The organism is Aureimonas sp. SK2 (genome assembly GCF_029813115.1).
Lineage (GTDB): Bacteria > Pseudomonadota > Alphaproteobacteria > Rhizobiales > Rhizobiaceae > Aureimonas.
On record NZ_JAPZDS010000033.1, the window covers coordinates 1 to 16,251 of the forward strand.

Below are 16,251 nucleotides of genomic sequence, written 5' to 3' on the forward strand. Positions count from 1 at the left end.
CCGAACCGTTCAGGTATCGCCCGTCACGAACGAAATGGGGTCCTTACCGCTGCCGCGCATCCAGCACTTCCAGCAGCTTCGGATGGAAAACGTCCGGTGCCTCGACCTGAGGTGAGTGCCCGAGTTCGGGGAACTCGACCAGCGTGGCGTCGGGGATCGCTTCCGCCGCCTCCCGCCCGAGCGTCGGGTACTGGCCGAGCGTCTCGGCAATCTCCTTGGCCGCCCGATATCCGCCGGGCGCGGTCCGGTCGAGGCCGCCGATCATCAGGACGGTCGGCACCGCGATGCGCCCGAACTCGTGAACCACGGGCTGGGTGAAGACCATGTCCGAAGTCTGCGCTTGGTTGCGGGCGACGATCTCGCGACCGTCACCTGAATACATGCCCGCGAGCATCTCGACCCAGCGATCGTAGTCTGGCTTCCAAACTCCATTGTAGTAGATGCGCTGCTGGTAGGCCTTGATGCTGTCGAAGCTCGTCTTCAGCTCCCCCGCGTAGGCGTCGTCCAGCGTCTGGTAGGGCACGCCCTTCGCCTGCCAGTCCTCAAGGCCGATCGGGTTGACGAGGACGAGCTGTCCGACGTCGTCCGGGAACATCAGCGCGTAGCGTGCGGCGAGCATGCCGCCCATGGAGTGGCCGACGACGACCGGCTTCTCGATGCCGAGTTCCTCAACGAGGGCGTGCGTCCGTGTGGCGAGGTCGGGGAAGCTGAACTGGTAGCCTTCGGGCTTCGACGACTTGTAGAAGCCGATCTGGTCGGGGGCGAGGACGCGGTAGCCGGCCTCCGTCAGGACAGCGATCGTCCGCTCCCAGGTCGCGCCGCAGAAGTTCTTGCCATGGAGGAGGACGACGGTCCGCCCATTCGCCTCGCCGACGGGAGCGACGTCCATATAGGCCATCTCCATGTCCTGTCCCTGGGATCGGACCGAGTGAAGCGCGACGGGATGGGGGTACTCGAAGCCTTCCAGCTGCGGACCGTAGACGGGATGCGTGGGACTCGCTTCAGCGACGGCTGCGAAGGGCAGGAGGGCGCCGAGAAGGGCGGTGGTAATGAACCAGCGGATCATGCGAGCGGTATGCCTTTCGGTCGTTCTGCGCTTACCTTGAGCACCCGCTCGACATCGCCAGCATCCTCTCCGACCCGTGATCTCGGCCCTTGGCGGGTTTGACAAGGCTTGAGAAGTCGGGGCCGCGAAGACGGCCACGTCCCGTTTTCCACAGGGCGATCTGGCTTCAGTGGACAGCCGGACGGATCATTGACTCTCGGGCTAGCCTCGGAACAGAACGGGAACATATTCTGCGACTGAGTCGCCCTTAGGAATCCGGTCCGTCGCCAACCAATGCCCCGCTTGCCCGACACATCCGTCCTGGCCGACCTTCGCGAGCGCGTCCAGCGGCTCGAGGGAAGGGACGCGCGGGTTCGGAAGGCCTTGCCGTTCGGTGTGCCGGAGATCGACGGACGCCTGCCGGGCGGCGGCCTCGCGCTCGGTGCCCTGCACGAGGTCGCGGGCGGCGGGAATGGCGCGGTCGACGGGGCGGCCGCGGCGCTTTTCACCGCCGGGGTCGCCGCACGGACGAAGGGCAAAATCCTGTGGTGCGTCACCCGTCAGGACCTCTTCGCTCCGGCGATCGCCCAGGCGGGTCTCGCCCCAGGGCGGGTCATCTTCGTCGAAGCCGGTGACGAGAAGACCTTGCTGGCGTGCTTCGAGGACGGGCTTCGGCACGGCGGGCTCGGTGCCGTTGTTGCGGAGGTAGCCAAGCTGTCCATGACAGCGTCGCGTCGCCTTCAACTTGCCGCCGAGGGGTCGGGCACGCTTGCGCTAGCGGTTCGCCGGTGGCGACGGCAGGCCGAGGCCGCGGACTTCGGCCAGCCGACGGCATCGGTCACTCGCTGGCGCGTTTCGGTCTTGCCATCGCGCCCGCTGCTCGTTCCCGGCGTCGGCCGGTCGCGTTGGCTTCTCGAACTTCTTCGGTCCCGTGCCGGGGAATGTGCCGACTTCGAAGTGGAGGCGTGTGATGCCCAGGGTCGTCTCGCTCTTCCTTCCCAAGTGGCCAACCGATCGGCTCCGCCGCAAGTCGCCCGGAAGCGCGCCTCTGGCTGACGTCCCGCTGGTGCTCGTCGGGCGCGACGGGAGCCGCCGCGTCGTCGTGGCGGCGGACGAGCTGGCGGAAAGTGCCGGGCTGTCGGTCGGCATGCCTGCGACGAAAGCCCAGGCGCTGGTCCCGGGCCTCGCCATCCTGGACGCCGACCCCGTCGGGGACGCGGACGCGCTCGATCGCCTCGCAGTCTGGGCGCTGCGGTTCTCGCCCGTGGTCGCGGCGGATCCGCCGGACGGGCTGGTCGTCGACACGACCGGCACCGATCACCTCCATGGCGGCGAGGAGGCGATGCTCCACACGATCGTCGACCGCTTCGCCTCGTCCGGTCTCGAGACGCGTGTCGCCATCGCGGACACATGGGGCGCCGCCCATGCGGCCGCCCGGCACGCGGGAGCCGCCATGGTCCTAGTGGAACCGGGCCGGACTGACCACGCCCTTGCGCGTCTGCCGCTAGCCGCCCTGCGGCTGCCGGAGCGCATGCGCCACGACCTTCACGACCTCGGCTTCGCGACGGTCGGCGACCTCGCCGTGCAGCCCCGAGCCCCGCTCGTTCAGCGCTTCGGCCCGCAGCTCGTCCGACGCCTCGACCAAGCGTTCGGCACCGTGCCGGAGCCTGTCGAGCCCGTCCGGTCTCCCGACCTCGTCGAGGTGCGACACGTCTTCGGCGAACCCATCGGCGCGCCGGAGACAATCAAGCGGTACGTCGGCAAGCTCGTCGTCGCTCTCGTCGCCGAACTCGAGCTGCGCGGCCTCGGCGCCCGCCGCCTCGACCTCCTGTTCGGACGCGTGGACAACAGATGGGAAGCCATTCGCATCGGCACGGCCAAGCCCGAGCGCGATGTCCGCCGCCTGACGAGGCTGCTCTGCGACCGGATCGAGAAGATCGATCCGGGCTTCGGCATTGAGGTCATGACGCTCGCGGCGACCCATGCCGAGCCGCTCGGAGCAGCCCAGGTTGTCTCCTCGCTCGTCGAGGAGCCGGAGGCGGACGTGTCCGGGCTCGTCGACCTCCTGGCGAACCGCATCGGCGAGAGGATGCTCTACCGCTTCGCCCCGGTCGCCAGCGATGTGCCGGAGCGCTCCGTCACCCGCGTCGAGCCCATGGCCCTCGACGACGGCGCGTCCTGGGACGACCACTGGCCGCGACCGTCCCGGCTCCTGCCGCGGCCCGAGCCCGTCGAGACGATGGCTTTGCTCCCCGACCATCCCCCGGTGTGGTTCTCGTGGCGCGGGCAGCGTCGCCGCGTCCGCCGTGCCGACGGTCCCGAGCGCGTCTTCGGCGAGTGGTGGAAACGCGACGCCGAGGCGGCCGAGGTGCGGGACTACTTCCGTGTCGAGGACGACGCTGGCGAGCGGTATTGGCTCTACCGTGCCGGTGACGGCGAGCATCCCGAGACGGGCTCCCACAAGTGGTTCCTGCACGGCATCTTCGGATGAGCGCAGGCCACCGCTACGTGGAGCTTCAGGTCACCTCGCACTTCTCGTTCCTGCGTGGGGCTTCGTCGTGCGAGGAGCTGTTCGCCACGGCCAGCCTGATGGGCATCGAGGCGCTCGCCGTCGTTGACCGGAACTCGGTCGCCGGGATCGTGCGGGCGCACGAGGCGGCGAAAACCACGGGCGTGCGGGCCATCGTCGGCTGCCGCCTCGACCTCGCCGACGCGCTGCCCGTCCTTGTCTATCCGATGGACCGTCCGGCCTACGCCCGCCTCTGCCGTCTGCTGTCGCTCGGCAAGTCGCGAGGCGGGAAGGGGCGCTGCGTCCTCCACTGGGACGACCTCGTCGCGCACGGGGACGGCATGGTCGCGATCCTCGTTCCCGACGAAGCCGACGAGGACCTCGGCCGCCAGCTCCGTCGCCTGCGGGAGGCGTTCGGCAGCCGGGCCTATGTCGCTCTCACCCTTCGCCGCCGGCCGAACGACCAGCTTCGGCTGCACGACATCACGACGGCGGCCGCGGCGGCGCGCGTGCCGACGGTGGTGACCAACGACGTCCTGTTCCACGAGCCCGACCGCCGGATCTTGCAGGATGTCGTCACCTGCATCCGGCACGGCGTGACGATCGACGCCGCAGGCTTCCGCCGCGAACGGCATGCCGATCGCTACCTCAAGCCGCCGGAAGAGATGCACCGCCTGTTCGCTCGATACTCCGAGGCGCTCGCCCGCACGAGCGAGATCGCCGATCGTTGCCGCTTCTCTCTGTCGGAGCTCGCCTACCAGTATCCTGAGGAGAAGCAGTTCCCTGACCTGACACCGCAGGAGGCTCTGGCGAAGCTGACATGGGAGGGGGCGGCCGAGCGCTACCCCGAGGGCCTGCCGAAGAGCGTCCGACGCAACCTCGAGCACGAGCTTCGGCTGATCGAGCGTCTGGACTACGCCCCTTACTTCCTGACGGTGAACTCCATCGTCCGCTTCGCCCGGTCGAAGGGCATCCTCTGCCAGGGCCGCGGCTCGGCGGCGAACTCGGCAGTCTGCTACGTCCTTGGCGTCACCTCGATCGATCCGTCGCGCAACGACCTCCTGTTCGAGCGCTTCGTGTCCGAGGAGCGCCGGGAGCCGCCCGACATCGACGTCGACTTCGAGCACGAACGGCGCGAGGAGGTCATCCAGTGGGTCTACGAGACCTATGGGCGCGACCGGGCCGCCCTCTGTTCCACTGTCATCCGCTACCGGGCCAAGGGAGCGCTCCGCGACGTCGGCAAGGCACTTGGCCTGCCGGAGGACCTGACGAAGACGCTGTCGAGCCAAGTCTGGGGCTGGTCGGAGGACATCGACGAGAAGCATGCCGCGAGCATCAACTTGAACCTCGAGGACCGGCGCCTGCGTCTGGCGCTCGAGCTCGCTGGTCAGCTCGTCGGCTTCCCGCGGCATCTGTCGCAGCATCCCGGCGGCTTCGTCCTGACGCGAGATCGCCTCGACGAGCTCGTTCCCATTGAGCCGGCCGCCATGGTCGACCGTCAGGTGATCGAGTGGGACAAGGACGACATTGACGCCCTGAAGTTCATGAAGGTCGACGTGCTGGCGCTCGGCATGCTGTCCGCCATGCGTCGGGGACTCGATCTCCTGCGCGAGCATAAGGGCATCGACCTCGACCTTGCCAGCATCCCGGCCGAGGACCCTCGCACCTACGCGATGATCCGGAGGGCAGACACACTCGGCACCTTCCAGATCGAGTCCCGCGCCCAGATGGCCATGCTGCCGCGGATGAAGCCGCGGACCTTCTACGACCTCGTCATTGAGGTCGCGATCGTCCGCCCGGGGCCAATCCAGGGCGACATGGTCCACCCTTACCTTCGACGTCGCGAGGGCAGGGAGAAGGTCGTCTTCCCGAAGCCGGAGCTCGAACGTGTGCTCGGCAAGACGCTTGGCGTGCCACTGTTTCAGGAACAGGCCATGCGGGTCGCGATCGAGTGCGCCGGGTTCACCCCCGGCGAGGCGGACCAACTCCGCCGCGCTATGGCGACGTTCAAGTTCACCGGCGGCGTCTCCCACTTCCGCGACAAGCTCGTCGAAGGGATGGTCGCGAATGGCTACGAGCGCGAGTTCGCCGAGCGCACGTTCCGCCAGCTCGAGGGCTTCGGGTCCTACGGCTTTCCGGAGAGCCATGCGGCGTCCTTCGCACTCATCGCGTACGCTTCGAGCTGGCTGAAGTGCTGGCACCCGGACGTGTTCTGCGCAGCGCTCCTGAACGCCCAGCCGATGGGCTTCTATGCCCCGGCGCAGATCGTCCGCGACGCACAGGAGCATGGCGTCGAGGTTCGGCCAGTTTGCATCAACGCCAGCCGATGGGACTGCACACTGGAGCCGAGTGGAGCGGAAGAGTTTTCCGATGCCGACGACGGACGGTTTGCCGTCCGGCTCGGGCTGCGCATGGTGCGGGGTTTGAGCAACGCGGACGCAGCGCGTCTCGTCGCGGCACGCGGGAACATGCCGTTCGCCTCTGTCGACGACCTGTGGCGCCGAGTGCGGCTTCAGCATTCCGCCCTGACCGAGCTCGCCGAGGCGGACGCCTTCCGTCCCGCGTTGGGGTTGAGCCGCCGGGATGCGCTCTGGACCATCAAGGCGCTTCGGGACGAGCCGCTCCCATTGTTCGCCGCGGCCGCCGAACGGGAGGCGGCGACCGTCTCCGAACAAGTTGAACCCGTCGTCAGGCTACGGGCGATGCCCGAGGGCGGCGAGGTCGTCGAGGACTATGGCCATGTCGGGCTGACGCTCCGACAGCACCCGGTCTCGTTCCTCCGGGCCGAACTGGGCCGGCGGCGCCACATCACCTGCGCCGAGGCCATGTCGTCGCGGGATCGACGCTGGGTCGAGGTGGCCGGCCTCGTGCTCGTCCGGCAGCGGCCGGGATCCGCGAAGGGCGTCATGTTCATCACGATCGAGGACGAGACGGGCGTTGCGAACCTGGTCGTCTGGACGAAGGTGTTCGAGGCGAACCGCCGGACGGTGCTGGGCGCTGGGATGATGGGCGTGCGCGGACGCATCCAGCGGGAAGGGGAGGTCGTCCACCTTGTGGCGCACTCGCTGACGGACCTGACACCTGAGTTCGCGAGCGTTGGGCGACGGGGACGGGAGGAGGGCGGTCCCACCGGACCCGCTGCCACACCGCCGCGCATGCCGCCTGCGAAGGTTATGGCGGATCCGTACGGACACGTCGTCGACGAAATCCGCGTCAAAACTCGGGACTTCCGTTGAGGGTGGAAAGCGGAAGGGCAGCTCTCGGGCAAACCATGCAAGTAAGCTGCCCTTCCGAACACAGACCTTGCCCGGGGCACATCTGGCCCGGAACGAAGCTCCTAGCCAGCGGCTGGAGAACGTCGACCGATCTCCACCGGCTTCTCCACGAGCATCGAGATGATGGCACCGAACAGGAGTGCCCAGAACGGCGCGCTGATGTTCAGGATCGTGACGTTCGACATCGAGACCACGAGTGCCACGAAGGCGCCGATCTGATACCCGTCGGCCTTCGTGAAAGCCGCTTGGAACGCCATGATGAGGACGTTGATCATCGCGAGCCCGGCGATGGTGCCGATCAGCGGAGCGGGCAGCTTCAGGATCAACGGCACAACCGCCCCGGCGAAAACACCGAAACCTGCGAAGAGCACTCCGTTCACGATCGTGGCGGCATAGCGCCCCTCGCGCTTCTCGCCGGCCTGGTCGGACGAGCAGATCGCGGTCATCGGGCCGGCGATGTTGGCGTTGTGCCCGCCGAGGAAGCCGGCCAGGATACCGCCGACGCCCGAGATCACGGTCATGGCGTTGACGGGGGGAGAATACTTCTCCGCCAGAAGCACGCCGGTCGCCTGTGCGTTCTCGGCCCCGACCACCAGGATCGCAAGCGGCACGGCGATGGCGAAGAAGGCGTCGAGCGTGAAGATCGGCGCCGTCAGTTCGGGCAGCACGAAGCTGATTCCGGCCTCGCTGGTGCCGAAGGAGCCGGTGAGGGCGACGGCGATCAGCCCGACCACCAGGGCGCTGAGCACCGGCGGTACGGCTTTCACGAAGCGCATCGATACGAAAAATGCGATAACCGACGCGCCGACGACGATCGGCAGCGCGGAAACCGCTGTCACGGCGCCGATGCCGAAGCGGATCAACGCGCCGGCGATCATCGCCATCACGATCGGCATCGGCAGCCAGCGCATGACTTTGCCGATGAGACCGGTCACGCCGAGGAAGAGCACGATGACGCCGGCCATGACGAAAGCGCCCACGGCTTCGCTGAACGGAAACGTGGCAAGCGATCCTGCAACCAGCGCTGCGCCAGGGATCGAATAGGCTCCGGTGACCGGAATCTTGTAATGAAGGGCCAGCACGAAACTGATCAGTCCGCCGAGGCCGTAGATGGCAAGCAGCCACGCAACGGTCTGCCCGTCGGTCAGATTGCCGGCGCCCGCCGCGCCGATCACGATCAGGGCCGGTCCCGAGCAGCCGAAGATGGCGGCGACGAGGCCAGCGCTGCCCGTCCTCAGGTTAAGATTGCTGGGAAGATCCCGCAGGCCCGAGGCAATGCCCGGGCCTGGCTCGATAATTTGTCGTCTCGCAGTTTCCACGTTTCATCCTCCCTCATGAGACGCCCGTCCGGCATCCTCTCCGGCTGACGGCGCCCGTTGCACCAATCGGCTTTCAGCGGCCGACGAAATTCGCCTTGCGCTTGTCGTGAAAGGCCTCGACGCCTTCCTTGAAGTCCTCGGACTGGCGCAGACGGCTGTAGTTCAGGCCTTCGACCTCGATCGCCGTCGTCAGAAAGGCGTCGTCGGTGTCGTTGAGCATCTTCTTGGCGGTGCGCTGGGCGAGCGGCGAGAAGGCGCGCAGTTCGTCCACCAGGGCATCCACCGTCGCCTCGAGATCGCCGTCGGCGACGCATTCGGTAGCGATGCCCCACTCGAAGGCCGTGCGGCCGGGAATGCGCCTGGAGCGCATCACGATGTCCTTGGTCCGCGTGACGCCGACGATCTTCTGGAGCCGCGCCGAGCCGCCCGAGCCCGGGATCTGGCCGAGCTTCTGCTCCGGTAGCGCGTAACGGCAGGTTTCCGACACGATGCGGAAGTCGCAGGCCAGCGAGATCTCGAAGCCGACGCCGAAGGTGTAACCGCGGTTGGCGGCGATGACCGGCTTGGAGCAGCGCGCGGGCGCGGCGATGTTCCAGGCGAGTTTGGAGACGTGCTCGGGGCTCGCCTCCATGAAGCCGCGGATGTTGCCGCCCGAGGAGAAATGCTCGCCGGTGCCGGACAGGACGATGACGCGCACGCGCTCGTCCTCGTCCAGCGCCTCGAACACCAGGCGGAGCTGGTCGCGCTGAGCCATGGAGATGACGTTCAGGGGCGCCCGGTCGAGAACGATGTCGCACCGTTCCTTCTCGGGCGCGATCGTGACCCTGAAGCCGTCGAGTTCGACGAGTCGGGGGTCGGAGAAGGTGTAGGCTTCGCTCATGATGTGAATGTCGTCCCTGCTTGTCAGTGTGAAAGTTCGGGCTCGCGCCGTTCCGCGGCGCTGGCCTCGGGCGTGTATTCACCGGCAACGAGCATGCGTCGCAGGAGCTTGCCGACCGGGGACTTCGGGATCGCCTCGACGAAGACGTAGGCGCGTGGGCGGCGGAAATTGGCGAGGCCGGATCGCTTGCAGTGAGCATCGAGCTCGGCTTCTTGAACCTCGCCAGAGCGCCGGACGAATGCGGTGACGACCTTGCCCCAGCGCTCGTCCGGGAGTCCGACCACCGCCACCTCGTCGACCTGCGGGTGTAGCGAGAGGCAGCTCTCGACCTCGACCGGAGAGACGTTTTCCCCGCCGGTGATGATCATGTCGTCGGCCCGGCCGGTGACGAAGAGATCGCCTGCCTCGTCGATGAAACCGGTATCGCCGGTAAAGTACCAGCCGTCGCGCAGCGCCTTCCCGTTGGCCTCGGGACGCTTCCAGTAACCCTCGAAGCTCTCGTCGCCGAGCAGCGACGCGACGATCTCGCCCTCTTCGCCCGGTCTGGTACGCTCGGCCGCGCTCGCGGCGCCGAGGGGCACGACCCGGACGCGCTGGTTGATGCCGGCTCGCCCGGCGGAGCCCGGCTTGGCGGCCGCGTTCTGATCGATCGTGAAGGTGTAGACCTCCGACGAGCCGTAATGGTTGACGAACAGCTCGGGCGAGAAGGCGCCCACGAGCTTCTTCGTCAGGCCGTCCGTCATCGGTGCGCCGGCGTAGCCGATCTTCGTGACGGACGCGACCCGTGCCTTCGAGAAGGCCGGATGGTGGACGATGTCGTGGTAAAGCGTCGGCACCAGATAGAGATTGGTGACGCCGCGTCGCTCGATCACGGCCAGCGCGTCGGCCACATCGAAGCGTCGCAGGCAGACGAAGGCGCCGCCGATCACCGAGCTCGCCAGCAGCGAGCGCACCCCCATCGTGTGGTAGAGCGGCATGACGCCGAGCGTGCATTCGCCGTGACGGTAGAGGTTCTGCGCGACATGGGCGATCGCCGCTGCACGCTCGGCATGGTGGCGACGCGGCACGCCTTTGGGCCGCGACGTCGTTCCCGACGTATAGAGCATGAGCGACCAGTCGTCCGCCCTCGCGCGAGGCTGCGCGTCGGCAGCCGACGCATCCATCAAGTCGTTGAGGGAGGCGACGTCGCTTCCGGGCTCACCGGCTATAAGGCGCAGGAGGTCCCGGGCCTTCTGCGACTGTCCGACGGCCTCGGCCGTCGCGGCCTCGTAGACGAGCGCCCGCGCCTCCGCGTCCTCGATGGCTTGGTCGATCTCGTCGGCCTTGGCGCGCCAGTTGAGGGGCGTCACGATCAGCCCCGCGAACTGGCAAGCCCAGTGGAGGGAGGCGTTTTCCCAACTGTTCTGAAGGACCGTCAGGACATGGTCGCCGGGTTTCAGGCCAAGATGGTCGAGCCCCGCCACGAGCGCGGAGATCCTCGCAAACCACTCTTCGTAGGTGAGCTCGAGATCGCCTTCGCAGATCGCGCGCGCATTCGGATCGCGCTCGACGCTGGCAATGAAACTGGTTCCGAGATCAAGCATCGGCGGGCTCCTCCTCCCTGATGGCGGCCTGGGCGGCGAGTGCCGCCCGAATGATCGGCGCGTATCCCGTGCAGCGGCAGAGATGGCCGGAAACCTGCTCGCGGATCTCCTGCTCGGAAGCGTCGGGCCTGCGCCGGAAAAGATTGTCGAGGCTGATCAGGATGCCGGCGGTACAGAAGCCGCATTGCAGGGCGAAATGCTCGCGAAAGGCAGCCTGGAGCGGCGAAAGCTCGCCCGGCGAAGGTTCCAGCCCCTCGACGGTCCGTATTTCGGCACCCTCGACCTGCGCGGCGAGCGTCAGGCAGGCGCGCACCGGTTCGCCGTCGATCTCCACGGTGCAGGCACCGCACACGCCGTGTTCGCAGCCGACATGGGTCCCCGTCGCGCCGAGGTCGTGGCGGATGAGATCGGTCAGCAGCGTGCGCGGTTCGGCGCGCGCGCGAACCCTGCGGCCGTTCAAGGTGAAGGCGATCTCATGCTCGGCATCGCGGCTCAGCTTGGACATGACGCGGCCTCCTCGGCTGTGCTGCGGCCGAGCCTGCGGACGAGGTCGCGGCGATAGCGGGCGCTGGCATGAAGATCGTCGCGGGCGTTCAGCGACCAGGCGAATTCGTTGAGTTCGTCGTCGAAGGCGGGGTCGGCGGGGGCCGGCAGGGCGATCGCCTGCGGCGTGTCGGCGACGCCGCCCACGGCGAGGCGGACCCGACCGTCCGGCCGGGCGACGGCGGCGCAGGCGACGATCGCGTAATCGCCGTGCCGCCGCGCGACTTCGCGGAAAGCCACGCTTGTCCCAGCGTGGGCCGGGAACGCGATCGCCTCGATCATCTCGCCCGGCGCGACGACAGTTGCCATCATCCCGAGAAAGAACTCCGCGGCCGGAACGACGCGCTGCTTCTTCTTCGTGCGGAGCCGGACCTCACCCTCGAGCGCCAGGAGCGCGAGCGGCAGTTCAGCGCTCGGGTCGGCATGGGCGAGCGAGCCGCAGACTGTCCCGCGCGAACGGGTCTGCGCATGCCCGACCCAGGGCAGCATGGCGGCGACGAGTGGCAACTCCTTCCGCAGCGGCGTCCACCGTTCGAGACCGGATTGGCGCACGCCGGCGCCGATCGCGATCTTGTCTTTGCTCTCCTCGATCCGGGCGAGCGCTTCGATGCCCATGATGTCGATCAGCACCGAAGGCCGCGCGAGGCGCATGTTCAGCATCGGTACGAGGGACTGCCCCCCTGCGATGATCCGGGCCTCGTCGCCGCTCTCGTGCAGCGCGTCGAGCGCCTCGGCGAGGGTATCCGCGCGCACGTAGTCGAACGGTGCGGGCTTCATGCGCCCCTCCCGATGAGGGCTTTGAGCCGCGCCAGAAGGCCCGGCCGGCCGCCGCCGGCGTGGTTCGCGAGCGCCTTGAAGAACTGGCCGATGACGACGCGAGCGGCGCCGTCGAGCAGCCGCCCGCCGACCGAGGCGACCTTGCCGCCGATGCCGGCCTCGTAGGTGTAGGTGATGCGGGTTCTGCCCGGCGCCGTCTCGGTGAGCGTGATGCGCCCTTCGCCGCTGCCGAAGCCGAGCGCGCCTGTGGTCCTGCCGCGCAGCGTCACCGCGTTGGGCTCGTCGAGGTCGAACAGCTCGATATCGGCCTTGTACCGTCCCTTCACCGGGCCGACGCCCAGCGTGACGTCGGCCGCGAAATGCGTGGCGGACAGCTTCCGTACGCCGTGCGAGCCGGGAATGATCGCGGCGAGCGTCGCGGGATCGAGCAGCATCCGCCAGACATCCTCGCGCGGAGCCTCGACGTCGGCCGCCCCTTCGCCGGTCAGCTTTCGCTGGCCGGACGGGGTCATCGCCTCCGTCTTGCGCTGCGTTTCGCGTGCAGGAGGCTCTTCCCCTGCCAGGAAGGCTGCGATCTTCGATGGGCTGAGGGGCAGCGTGACATCCTCGACGCCAAGCGCATCCGCAACGGCGTTGGCGAGGCAGACGGGCGTCGACATGCAATTGCCTTCGCCAACGCCCTTGGCGCCGAGTGGCGTGAAGGGCGAGGGCGTCTCGTGATGCAGGATCGTCAGCTCCGGCACCTCCATCACGGTCGGGATCAGGTAGTCGGCGAGCGTTCCGGACTGGAAGCTGCCATCGGCGCCGTAGGCGTATTCCTCGAAGAACGCCGCGCCGAGCGCTTGGGCGAAGCCGCCGCGAACCTGCCCCTCGACCATTGCCGGATGAAGGATGCGGCCGCAGTCATGCATGGTGACGTAGCGGTCGATCCGGGGGTCGCCGGTCTCGCGATCGATCTCGATGCCACAGAAATCGAAGATGAACCCATGGCACAGAGAGGAATTGACCTCGTCGCTCTCGTTCGGCGCGACCAGCTCGTCCGGCGTCCAGAAGACAGTCTCGCGGATGGTCTGGTCGACCGTGTCGGGGAGCGTGCCCGGCGCCCAGTGAGCGGCGGCGGCGACACGCGCGAAGGAAAGCGCGTTGTCGGAATTGGCCTTCGACCGGACGCGACCTGCCGTGAACTCGACGTCGTCCGGCGTGGTGTTGAGCTGACTGGCCGCGACCTTTTCCAGCTTGGCGCGGATCCGGACCGCGGCAAGCTTCGTCGCGCCCGCCACGGCCGGTGCGAAGCGGCTGGCGTAGTTGCCCGAGGCGATCGACCACGCGTCGCGGCCGGTGTCGACATCGGCGGCGACCACGATCGCGGACGGGGCGAGCCCTAGTTCGTCGGCCACGACCTGCGAGAGGACGGTGCGGTGACCCTGTCCCTGCGGCACGGACGCGACCTTCACCGACACGGACCCGAGCGGATCGATGGCGATCGTGGCGGTCGCCTGCGCACCGTTCTTCGCCCCCGCCTTATCGCGCTGCTCGGGCGTTAGAACCGTGGTGATGTAGCCCATGTTCGAGACGCTCGGCTCGACGACGGCCGCATAGCCGATGCCGTAGAGCCGCCCCTCTGCCCGCATCGCGTCGCGGCGCGCCAAGAGTTCCGCCAGACCGCCTTCGGCCGCAGCCCGTTCGAGGGCTGTCGCGTAATCGCCCGAGTCCAGCAGCGCCCCGGTGGCCGTGCGGTAGGGAAACGCGTTCGCCGGAACGAGATTGCGCCGCCTGACCTCCACCGGGTCGAGGTCGAGCAGCCGGGCGACGCGCTCCATCAGACGTTCGAGCGGATAGTAGACCTGCGGGCCGCCGAAGCCACGATTAAGACCGGTCGGCGTCTTGTTGGTGAGGACGACGCGGTTGCGGATGGCGACGTTGCGCACCGCATAGGCGCCGGTCATGTTGCCATGCATGCGGTAGAGCGTCGCCGGCTCCGGCGCCCGCAGATGCGCGCCGCAGTCCTCGATCTGATCCCACGAGAGCGCGGTGATCCGACCATCCGCCTCGACCGCCGCCGCCAGCCGCGTCACCCGGTTGGTCGCCGAAACAGAGGCCGACAGATGCTCCAGCCTGTCCTCGATCCACTTGACGGGGCGGCCGCAGACGTGCGCGGCGACTCCCATTAGGATCATGTAGGGGAAGATGCCCTGCTTGATGCCGTAGCTGCCCCCGGACGAGGGCGGCGTGCGCAGGCGAACGCGGTTTCCCGGAACCTTCAGGGCGAGCGCGATCACGGCGTGGATCGAGAACGGCCCTTGAAAATTGGCGCAGATATCGTAGGCGTCCTCGCCCGGATCGTAGGCGGCGACGACGCCGTAGGTCTCGATCGGCGTGCAGGAATTGCGCGGGTAGGCCGTCTGAACGACGACCGTATGCGGCGCCTCGCGAAAGGCGGCGTCGGGGTCGCCATAGGAAAAGTGCCGCTCGTTGATGAGGTTGGAGCCGAGCGAGGGATGCAGCACCGGAGCGTCGGCGGCGAGCGCCGTTTCCGGATCCACGACGGCGGGCAGGATCTCGTAATCCACCGCGACGCGCTCGGCCGCGTCCTCGGCAACGTAACGGTTCGCGGCGACGACGATCGCGACCGGCTCGCCGACATAGCGCACGCGATCCGTCGCGATCGGCCAGCATTCCACGTCTGCCTTCACGCCAACCGTCATGGAGCGGGTCAGGCGTTGAACATCCGGGCCGGTCAGGATCGCCACGACTCCCTCGACGCTCGAAGCCTCGGCGAGGTCGATCGAATGGATCGCGGCATGACCATGCGGTGAGCGCACGATCGCAGCCTCGAGCGTTCCTGCGCGTGTCGGCAGATCGTCGATGAAGGACGCGCGCCCCGTGAGGAGTGCAGCGTCCTCGACGCGCGACACCGATTGGCCGATCCATCGATCGACGGGCGGATTGATCGTCATGAAGCCTCCCGAATGCCCCTCCAGGCATCTCGACAGGCTTAGAGGGAGACCGGGACCTGCTGCGATCTCCAGGCGTCGCGCGACTTACCCAGGCGTCTCATAATCGGGCGTTCCCAGCGCCGCGACGGTCCGGAACGCCATGGGAGACGAGCCGGCATGGTCGTGGAAGAAACGCGAGAAATGCGACGGGGCGGAGAAGCCGAGACTTTGCGAAAGCGCGCTGAAGGACTGTCGGCCATCGGCGACGGCCTGCACCGCGTGCTCCAGTCGCACGACGTTGAGGTAGACCCGCGGGCTCACGTTGAGCGAGGTCTCGAAAAGGCGGAAGAAATGCGCGCGGGACAGCCCGACGGAAGAAGCGAGCCCATCCATGTCGCAAATGGCGCCGGGGTCGGCGCGGATGGCTGCGACGGCCTTCCGGATGCGATGGTCGACGGCTGAGGATGCGGCGATGCGCAGCGAGACGGTCTGCTCGCGCCACGCCGCGAAGCGCTCGACCACCGCGATCATCAGCTCGGCTAGCAGACGCTCGTGCGCTAGGGCATCGCCCGGATCGTGCACCATCGCCTCGGCGAGTTCGCGCGTCAGCGCGCGGATCTGCGGGGTCGTCGCGCCGACCGTCTGCGTGAAGAAGTCCGGAGCGCCGCTGGCTCGCCAGTTCGAGCGGAACTCGCTCAGCCATTTCGGCTCGATGTAGAGCGCGAGGATGATCGTCGCCGGCTGCCCGTCGAAATGGGCGTAAGCGTGTGGCTCCCAGGCGTTGATCAGAACCGCACTCTCGTCCGTCAACGGGACCACGCGATCCTTGACCGAGAACTGGGTGTCGGCCCCCTCGACCTTGAGCAGGACATGGCAGTGCGGATGCGCATGGCGCACGAGGGGGCGATCCATGTCGAGCAGGGCGACACGTCCGAACGTTCCCTTCGCGAGCCTCAACGCGTTCGACATGAGCAACATGTAGCACGAAGAGAACGGGCGCTGAACAAACGCCGCTCAAGCTGCTTTTGCCTGCCCGCCAAGCGGGTATCACCGGAGCCGAGTTATCGTCGGCTGACCGGCAGCAATCGGAGGCATCGGTCCCGATCCGCGGCGTCTGGAACGGGTAGGGAGCGATGGGTCCGCTTCCGGGAGTCTGGTTCTGACAGGCTGGTTGGCGCGACCGGGTGGAAAGGAGACTGTCGGTAATTCAGACGGGACAAGTCTAAGCTGCCGTCCATGTGGTTGCATGCGCGTTTGACTCATCGATCCACTGAAGGCTCTATGAGGTAGTAGCCAGCTCCGGCATTACGGTAGCGAACTGAGGCATCCTCGCTGAAGACATCGCGCCAACCGCTTTTGATCCCTGGTTCATATCGAACTGTCC

At 67.6% G+C, this 16,251-nt stretch carries 11 protein-coding genes; 3 read left to right on the plus strand and 8 right to left on the minus strand.

The window, feature by feature from the left end:
- Positions 1 to 43 precede the first annotated feature (43 nt).
- Positions 44 to 1,066 carry an alpha/beta hydrolase gene (locus O5O54_RS21630; RefSeq protein WP_279483923.1) on the minus strand — a complete coding sequence of 341 codons (1,023 nt, stop codon included), beginning with the start codon at positions 1,064 to 1,066 and terminating at the stop codon, positions 44 to 46.
- Positions 1,067 to 1,339: 273 nt separating this feature from the next.
- On the opposite strand from O5O54_RS21630, the gene O5O54_RS21635 reads away from it, so the two are divergent.
- Genes O5O54_RS21635 through O5O54_RS21645 form a run of 3 tightly spaced genes read left to right on the plus strand, consistent with a single transcriptional unit; the run spans position 1,340 to position 6,790 of the window.
- A complete protein-coding gene (locus O5O54_RS21635; RefSeq protein WP_279483924.1) occupies positions 1,340 to 2,101 on the plus strand; it encodes an ImuA family protein in 762 nt (253 codons plus the stop codon).
- A complete protein-coding gene (locus tag O5O54_RS21640; protein ID WP_279483925.1) occupies positions 2,016 to 3,536 on the plus strand; it encodes a DNA polymerase Y family protein in 1,521 nt (506 codons plus the stop codon). The genes O5O54_RS21635 and O5O54_RS21640 overlap by 86 nt, the downstream gene beginning before the upstream one ends.
- Positions 3,533 to 6,790, plus strand: coding sequence for an error-prone DNA polymerase (locus tag O5O54_RS21645; RefSeq protein WP_279483926.1), 3,258 nt, complete (start codon positions 3,533 to 3,535; stop codon positions 6,788 to 6,790). Before O5O54_RS21640 ends, O5O54_RS21645 begins: the two co-directional genes overlap by 4 nt.
- Positions 6,791 to 6,891: 101 nt before the next feature.
- On the opposite strand, the gene O5O54_RS21650 is transcribed toward O5O54_RS21645, so the two are convergent.
- The 7 genes from O5O54_RS21650 to O5O54_RS21680 all read right to left on the minus strand — a co-directional run bounded on the left by O5O54_RS21650 (position 6,892) and on the right by O5O54_RS21680 (position 15,836).
- Positions 6,892 to 8,148 carry a benzoate/H(+) symporter BenE family transporter gene (locus O5O54_RS21650; RefSeq protein WP_279483927.1) on the minus strand — a complete coding sequence of 419 codons (1,257 nt, stop codon included), beginning with the start codon at positions 8,146 to 8,148 and terminating at the stop codon, positions 6,892 to 6,894.
- A gap of 73 nt (positions 8,149 to 8,221) precedes the next feature.
- On the minus strand, positions 8,222 to 9,028 hold the full coding sequence (locus tag O5O54_RS21655; RefSeq protein WP_279483928.1) for an enoyl-CoA hydratase/isomerase family protein: 807 nt from the start codon (positions 9,026 to 9,028) through the stop codon (positions 8,222 to 8,224).
- 23 nt (positions 9,029 to 9,051) lie between these two features.
- Complete coding sequence (locus O5O54_RS21660) at positions 9,052 to 10,611, minus strand: AMP-binding protein (RefSeq protein ID WP_279483929.1); 1,560 nt, start codon at positions 10,609 to 10,611, stop codon at positions 9,052 to 9,054.
- Positions 10,604 to 11,116: a (2Fe-2S)-binding protein gene (locus tag O5O54_RS21665; RefSeq protein WP_279483930.1), complete on the minus strand. Its 513-nt coding sequence runs from the start codon at positions 11,114 to 11,116 to the stop codon at positions 10,604 to 10,606. Before O5O54_RS21665 ends, O5O54_RS21660 begins: the two co-directional genes overlap by 8 nt.
- Positions 11,104 to 11,931 carry a xanthine dehydrogenase family protein subunit M gene (locus tag O5O54_RS21670; protein ID WP_279483931.1) on the minus strand — a complete coding sequence of 276 codons (828 nt, stop codon included), beginning with the start codon at positions 11,929 to 11,931 and terminating at the stop codon, positions 11,104 to 11,106. The genes O5O54_RS21665 and O5O54_RS21670 overlap by 13 nt, the downstream gene beginning before the upstream one ends.
- Complete coding sequence (locus O5O54_RS21675; protein WP_279483932.1) at positions 11,928 to 14,888, minus strand: molybdopterin cofactor-binding domain-containing protein; 2,961 nt, start codon at positions 14,886 to 14,888, stop codon at positions 11,928 to 11,930. Before O5O54_RS21675 ends, O5O54_RS21670 begins: the two co-directional genes overlap by 4 nt.
- Positions 14,889 to 14,972: 84 nt before the next feature.
- The gene (locus O5O54_RS21680) at positions 14,973 to 15,836 is read right to left on the minus strand and encodes an AraC family transcriptional regulator (protein ID WP_279483933.1); all 864 of its coding nucleotides are present in this window, start codon (positions 15,834 to 15,836) and stop codon (positions 14,973 to 14,975) included.
- Between the last annotated feature and the right edge of the window lie 415 nt (positions 15,837 to 16,251).